This window comes from Candidatus Polarisedimenticolia bacterium (genome assembly GCA_035764505.1).
Taxonomy (GTDB): Bacteria; Acidobacteriota; Polarisedimenticolia; order Gp22-AA2; family AA152; genus AA152.
On the sequence record DASTZC010000128.1, the window covers coordinates 21,978 to 28,556 of the forward strand.

Below are 6,579 nucleotides of genomic sequence, written 5' to 3' on the forward strand. Positions count from 1 at the left end.
CGTGCGGCTCCTGCGGCGCGCGGCGGACCGCCTACTTCACGATGCCGCGCTGGGAGGAGCGGATGAACGAGGCAAGGTACTGCACTTCCGGGATTCCGCCCAGCTCCCGGTCGATCCGCTCGATGGCCTGGGCCGTAATCAGCTTGCTGTGGAACAGCAGCCGGTAGGCCTGCTTGAGCGCGGCGACCGTCTCCTCGGGAAACGACTTGCGCTTGAGCCCGACGATGTTGATGCCGAAGGCGCGCGCCCGGTTCCCCACGGTGAGCACGTAGGGCAGCGCGTCCTGCGTGATCACCGAGTAGCCGCCGATGTAGGCGTGCGTGCCGATCCTGCAGAACTGGTGCACGCCGGAGAAGGCGCCGATGACCGCGAAGTCCTCCACCGTCACGTGCCCCGCGAGGGTGGCCGCGTTGGCGAAGATGGTGGAGCTGCCGACGTGGCAATCGTGGGCCACGTGGGTATAGGCCATGAACAGGTTACCGTCGCCGAGGGTCGTCACCCCGCCGCCCCCGACGGTCCCCGCGTGCACCGTGCAGTACTCGCGGAACTGGTTGCGTGCCCCGATGCGGACGGAGGTCGGCTCGCCGCGGTACTTGAGATCCTGCGGCTCCAGCCCGATGGCGCTGAACGGGAAGAAGCGGCACCCCTCGCCGGCCTGCGTGTCACCGTCGATCACCACGTGGGACATCACCTCGCAACCCGCCCCGAGACGCACCTTCTCTCCCACCTGGCTGAAGGCACCGACCCGGCATCCCTCGCCGAGCTCGGCGCCGGGGTGCACGAGAGCGCTCGGATGGACCTCCGCCGGACTCACGGCGCATCCCCCATGGAGGAGAAGATCTCGGCCTCGGCGACCAGATTCTCCCCGACGAACGCCTCGCCCCGCATCAGGCAGGTCCGGCTGCGCAGCTTGAGAACCTCGACACGCAGGCTGATGCGGTCCCCGGGAACGACGGGACGTCGGAATTTCGCCTTGTCGATGCCGGCGAAGTAGACGACCTTGCCGCGGCTCTCCGGACGGGAGTGCAGCAGCAGGACGGCCCCCGCCTGGGCCATCGCCTCCACCACCAGCACTCCCGGCATGATCGGGTTCCCCGGAAAGTGTCCCTGGAAATAGGGCTCGTTGAACGACACGTTCTTGATCGCGACGATGCGCTTACCCTCCTCCAGCTCGACCACGCGATCCACCAGCAGGAAGGGATAGCGATGCGGGATGATCTCCATGATGGCGCGGACGTCCAGGGGTTCCATCAACCCTCCTCCTTGGTGGGGCGGGACCCCAGCGCCGCGAGCCGGCGCTCCAGCTCCGCCACGCGGTGCCGCAGCTCCGGCAGGCGCAGCAGCCCCGCCTGCGATTTCCTCCAGGCGCCATGGTCGCGCGCCGGGTGGCCCGTGACGAAAGCGCCGTCCGGGAGGTCCCCGGTGACCGCCGACTTGGCGCCGACACGCACGTCGCGGCCGATGCGCACGTGGCCGACCGAGCCCGACTGCCCCGCGAAGATGGAGCCGCGGCCGACGCGCACGCTTCCCGCGAGCCCGACCTGGGCCACCAGGATGCAGTCTTCTCCAACGTCGCAGTTGTGCCCGATCTGGACCAGGTTGTCTATCTTCGTGCCGCGGCGGATGCGCGTGGTTCCGAAAGTCGCCCGGTCCACGGTGGTGTTCGCCCCCAGCTCCACGTCGTCTTCCAGGACGACATTGCCGATCTGCGGGATCTTCAGGTGGACGCCCCCCTCCTCCGCGAAGCCGAATCCGTCGCTTCCCACCACCGCCCCGGCGTGCACGATGACCCTGTCCCCCAGGCGGCAGCCGTCCAGGATGCGCGCGCCGGGATGCAGGCGGCAGTCGCTTCCCACGGTCACCTCGCGACCCAGCACCACGCCGGCTCCCAGCACGCTGCGCTCCCCGATGCGGCAGCCGGCGCCGACACTCACCTGCGCTCCGATGCGCACCTCGCGCCCCAGGACGCAATCCTCGGGGACGGAGCTGGAAGGGTGCGTCCCCGGTGGCGGCAGCGCCTCGGGGTGGAGCTCGGGCATGATCCGGGCCAGCGCCACCAGGGGGCGATCGACCACGACCAGGCTGAGACGGGCCGATTCCACTCCGGGGGGGACCAGCACGCCGCCCGCGCGGGAGGTTTCCAGCAGTCCGCGGTACCGCGGATCGGCCAGGAACGACAGGTGCTCGGGCCCGGCACCCTCCAGCGACTGCACTCCGCTGACGGTGCGGTCCTTACCCACGAGCCGTCCGCCCAGAGTGCCGGCAATCTCCTGCAGCGTCAGGTTCGGCATCGCCGCCCCTCCGGCCCCGGCGCTACGGCTTCTTCCCGGGATCGGGAACCGGCTTCTTGTCCGCGGGGGGCTTCGTGTCCTTGGCCTTGGCGGCCGGTGCCGGCGGGCCTCCCTTGTAGAGCTGATTGAATTTGGCGATGACCTCGCCCGTGACGTCGGCCACCGTGTCGCTATAGACCACGATGCTCTTCTCAAGGATCATCATGTACTTCTTCTCCTTGCCGAGGGCGGTGACCACCTCGACAAGCTCCTTCTGGAACTGGTCCTGGCTGTCGCCGAGCTGCGCCTTCATCTCGCGCGTGGCATCGTCGTTGAGGCGCTTCAGGTCGATGGTCTTCTGATCGATGTCCTTGAGCATCTGGTTGCGCTTCTCGTCGCTGAGGCTCACTTCCTGCTCTTTCAGCTTGTCCTTGAGCTTGCCAAGCTCCGTCTCGCGCGTGCCGATCTCGGCAATCTTGCCGTCCCTGAACGCGGCGAGCTGGGCCTGGAACTTCTTGCCCTCTTCCGTCTGCTGCCAGACCGCCTGGGAGTCGAAGACTCCGATTCGACCGGTGTCCTGCTGCGACAGGGCCAGGCTGCCCCCCAAAAGGGCGAGCCCTAGACATGCGGCTAACTTCTTGAACATTCTTAGTTTCTCCTGCTTCTTCAAAGGGTTGACCTGGCGGTTCTATCTCAAAAAGTAGTCCCGATGGAGAACTGGAAGCTGGCCCCTTTCTCCCCGGGCAAGGGATCGTGTATGAAGCCGTAGATGAAACGCAAGGGGGCCTGGAAAATCGGCAGATAGAAGCGCAGCTCCACGCCGTAGTCCATCCGCAGGTCCTGCAGGTCGATCTTATGGCCGTTGTCGAAGGCGTTTCCGGCATCCACGAAGCTGACGAACTCCGCCGTATCGCCCAGCGGCAAGATGTACTCGACGTTGAACTGCACGAACTTGTCTCCTCCCGGGAAGATCGTGCCGAAGATGCCGTCGCCGTTGGTATCCTCGCCGGTGTCGAGAGAGCCGTTGTCGTTCAGGTCCTCGTTCGTGTCCAGACGGTTGTCGTGGTCCACGTCCTCGGTATCGAGAATGCCGTTGCCGTTCAGATCCTCGCCGGGATCCAGGATGCCGTTGAGATTCAGGTCCTCGGTGTCGAGGGACAGGTTGCCGTTGGTGTCCTCGCCGACGTCCAAGTGGCCGTCCCCGTCGAGGTCCTCCGGGATGTCGATGCGGCCGTTCCCGTTCAGGTCGACATCGGAGCGCGCCGGCCCCACGGTGCGGCTCTTGAAGGCCCGCAGCGACCGCTCCCCTCCCAGGTAAAAGCGATCGTAGACCGGGACGGTCTTCCCCTCGTAGCCGCGCACGTAGCCGATGGCGGCATTCAGCCCGATGTACTGCTTCTTGAACGACGGCAGGTAGACCGTCCCGAAGGCCAGTGGCTTCACGTAGGAGTTGTCGCCTCCCAGCGGGCCTCCCGCAATCTGGGTGGAGAGGCTGAACCGGTAGCCGCGCGTCGGACGGAAGAAGTTGTTACGCGAGTCATAGGTCCAGGTGGGCGTGATACTGCTGGTGAGCGTCTCGGCCGTGGCGATCGATCCCTGATGGGCGGAAGCGAACTCGTAGATGTAGGTGAAATCGAGGCGCGAGAAGGTTCCCAGCAGCCGCCCTACCTGCAGACTGCCTCCGTGGCCTTCCTGGGTCGCGCTGTTGCTGAAATCCGAGCTGCGCCGAAACAGGCTGGCGCCGAGAGTCCAGGGCTTGCCCATGAACCAGGGCTCGATGAAGGAGAGGCTGTAGCGCGACTGGCGGCCGCCCAGCTGGAAGTAGGCCTGGAGGATCTCGCCCCTCCCCAGGAAGTTCCGGGTGGCGTAGGAGCCCGACAGGAAAGCGCCGTTCACGCCGCTCACGCCACCACCCACTTGGATCTCGTTGCGGTTCGACTCCGTCCCTTCGATGACCACGTCGACCTTGTCCTCGCCGGTGCGCGGATGGATGCCGGCATCCTGCGTGACCTGCCAGTAGCCCAGCTGGTTGATCTTCCTGAGGCCCAGCCGGAAGCGCTTCAGGTCGAAGAGGTCTTCCTCGCCGACCGGGATCTCGCGGCGTAGCACCTTGTCCCGCGTATTGGAGTTGCCGGCGAACTCGAGCGTGTTGATGCGGTACTGCTTGTCCTCGTCGATCTCGATCTTCAGATCGGCGAGATTGCCTTCCGGCCGCCGTTCCACGACCTGGTTGGCGGTGACGTAGAAGTACCCCTTCTCCCCGTAGTCCAGCTGGATGCGGCCCAGCCCCTGCTTGACCGCGCCGTCGTTGAAGATTCCCCCCTCCTTGACGGGCACCCGCGCCAGGATCTCCTCGCGCGTGAAGACCTTGTTCCCTTCGACGTTGATTGACGCCAGGTGGTATTGCGGCCCCTCGACGACGGGCACGGTGACGTAGATCCACTTCTTCGGCGTCTTGGGCTCTTTCTCCTCCTTCTTCTCGGGCTTCGCCGGCGGGGGTTCTCCCTTGGCGGCGGCCTTGGCGGCCTTATCCGCCTGCTTCGCCGCCTCCTTCGCCTCCTTCTCGGCCTTGCGCGCGGCTTCCCGCTGCGCTTCCTCGGCCGCGGCCTGTCGCTGCGCCTCTTCCTTCTTCTGGCGCTTCGCGGTCTGCTCGGGCGTCTCGGGCTTGTCGGGATTCCCCTTGCTCGGCAGCAGCTCCACCACCTCGGGCTTGATTTCCACGTCCAGGTAGCCGGCGTCCATGTAGGCCTGGCGCAGGATGCGCGCGTCCTCGTCGAACTTCCCCGGGTGGTAGAGGTCCTTGGAGCTCGCCCAGGTGAAAAGCCCCTTCTCCTTGGTGAGCTTCATCATTTTCTTGAGCTGCCGGTCCGAGAACACGGAGTTCCCGACGAAGTCGATCTTGTCGATCTTGGTCTTGCCCGCCTGGTGCGCCACGAAGGCGAGGCTCAGCTGCCCGGGCGCGATCTCCTTGGTCTCGATCTTCACCTCGGCGTCCAGGTAGCCCTTCTGCCCCAGCATCTGCTTGAGGGTCTCCTGCGTCTTGCGGATGAGGGTGTAATCCACCGGCGAGCCGCGGCGGACCTCCGCCTTGACGTCCTGCAGGCGCTCGTCGATCTGCGTGGTGGTGAAGGCCTTGAAGTTGCGATACTCCACGTCGGCGATCAGCGGGCGATCCTGAACGTGCCACAGGACGATCTTCCCCTTGTCGCCCTGGCGGACCTCCAGCGTGATGTTGTCGAAGAGGTTCAGCTCCCACAGCCGGCGGAATTCCCGCCGCAGCGCTTCCGGGTCGTAGGAATCCCCCTCCTTGATGGTGAGCTGGCTGAGCAGCGCGGAGGTCGAGATGCGGACGTTCCCGTCCACGACGATGCGCTCAATGGTCTCCGCCTGCGCCAGCGCGAGGAGCGGCAGCAGAACCGCCCCCGAGGCCGCCAGGACCCTTCGCAAGCCACGCCTCAGCATGCCTGGCAAATCCTTGATGATCCTCTCGGGCCTGAAAGGGGGATGGGTCCCGCCGGCCTCACGGAAGGGTGTTGATTCCCATGGCTTCCCGGAAGGCCGGACGCTCCTGATCCAGGTAGATCTCGATCTCCCCCTGGCGGGGCAGCGTGCCGAGGATCAGGCTCTCGGACAGGGCGTCCTCGATGTGCTTCTGGATGGCCCGCCGCAGCGGCCGAGCACCGTAGGAACGATCGGCGCACGTGGTGTCGATCAGCCAGCGGTAGACCTCCTCCATGACGGCGAGCGTGATTCCCTTGTGCGCCAGGCCCTCGTTCAGCTGGCGGATCATCAGGCGGGCGATGGCGAGGAGGTCCTCGTCGGACAGAACGTCGAAGACGATGATTTCGTCGATGCGATTCAGGAATTCGGGGCTGAGGGACTGCTTCACCTCGCGCATCACCAGCTCGCGGCGGCTGCGGTATTCCTCGCCGCTGTCGGCGCCGGAGAAGCCGAGCTTCGGCCCCTTCTGGATCAGGGAGGACCCGATGTTCGAGGTCATGATGAGAAGGCAGTTCTTGAAGTCGATGGTGTCGCCGTAGGCGTCGGTGACCTGCCCGTCCTCGAAGACCTGCAGGAGGATGTTGAGCACGTCGGGGTGGGCCTTCTCGATCTCGTCCAGCAGCACGACCGAGTACGGCTTGCGCTTCACCCGCTCCGTCAGCAGGCCCCCCTCCTCGTAGCCCACGTAGCCCGGAGGAGAGCCGATCATCTTGGCGACGGCGTGCTTCTCCATGTATTCCGACATGTCGAAGCGGATGAATTCGATCTTCAACACCTTCGCGAGCTGCCGCGCGAGCTCGGTCTTGCC

6 protein-coding genes are annotated in these 6,579 nt (G+C 65.7%); all 6 read right to left on the reverse strand.

Translation table 11 applies throughout. The features are described 5' to 3' along the window. Positions 1-31: 31 nt before the first annotated feature. Complete coding sequence (lpxA, locus tag VFW45_09020) at positions 32-814, reverse strand: acyl-ACP--UDP-N-acetylglucosamine O-acyltransferase (protein ID HEU5180921.1); 783 nt, start codon at positions 812-814, stop codon at positions 32-34. Then, on the reverse strand, positions 811-1,251 hold the full coding sequence (fabZ, locus tag VFW45_09025) for a 3-hydroxyacyl-ACP dehydratase FabZ (protein ID HEU5180922.1): 441 nt from the start codon (positions 1,249-1,251) through the stop codon (positions 811-813). Before fabZ ends, lpxA begins: the two co-directional genes overlap by 4 nt. Continuing rightward, positions 1,251-2,291 carry a UDP-3-O-(3-hydroxymyristoyl)glucosamine N-acyltransferase gene (gene lpxD / locus VFW45_09030; GenBank protein HEU5180923.1) on the reverse strand — a complete coding sequence of 347 codons (1,041 nt, stop codon included), beginning with the start codon at positions 2,289-2,291 and terminating at the stop codon, positions 1,251-1,253. The genes fabZ and lpxD overlap by 1 nt, the downstream gene beginning before the upstream one ends. A gap of 22 nt (positions 2,292-2,313) precedes the next feature. Further along, a complete protein-coding gene (locus tag VFW45_09035; protein HEU5180924.1) occupies positions 2,314-2,916 on the reverse strand; it encodes an OmpH family outer membrane protein in 603 nt (200 codons plus the stop codon). Between the two features lie 47 nt (positions 2,917-2,963). Next, positions 2,964-5,732, reverse strand: coding sequence for an outer membrane protein assembly factor BamA (gene bamA / locus VFW45_09040; protein ID HEU5180925.1), 2,769 nt, complete (start codon positions 5,730-5,732; stop codon positions 2,964-2,966). Positions 5,733-5,790: 58 nt separating this feature from the next. Further along, on the reverse strand, positions 5,791-6,579 hold a 789-nt coding region (locus VFW45_09045), incomplete at its 5' end, for an AAA family ATPase (GenBank protein HEU5180926.1).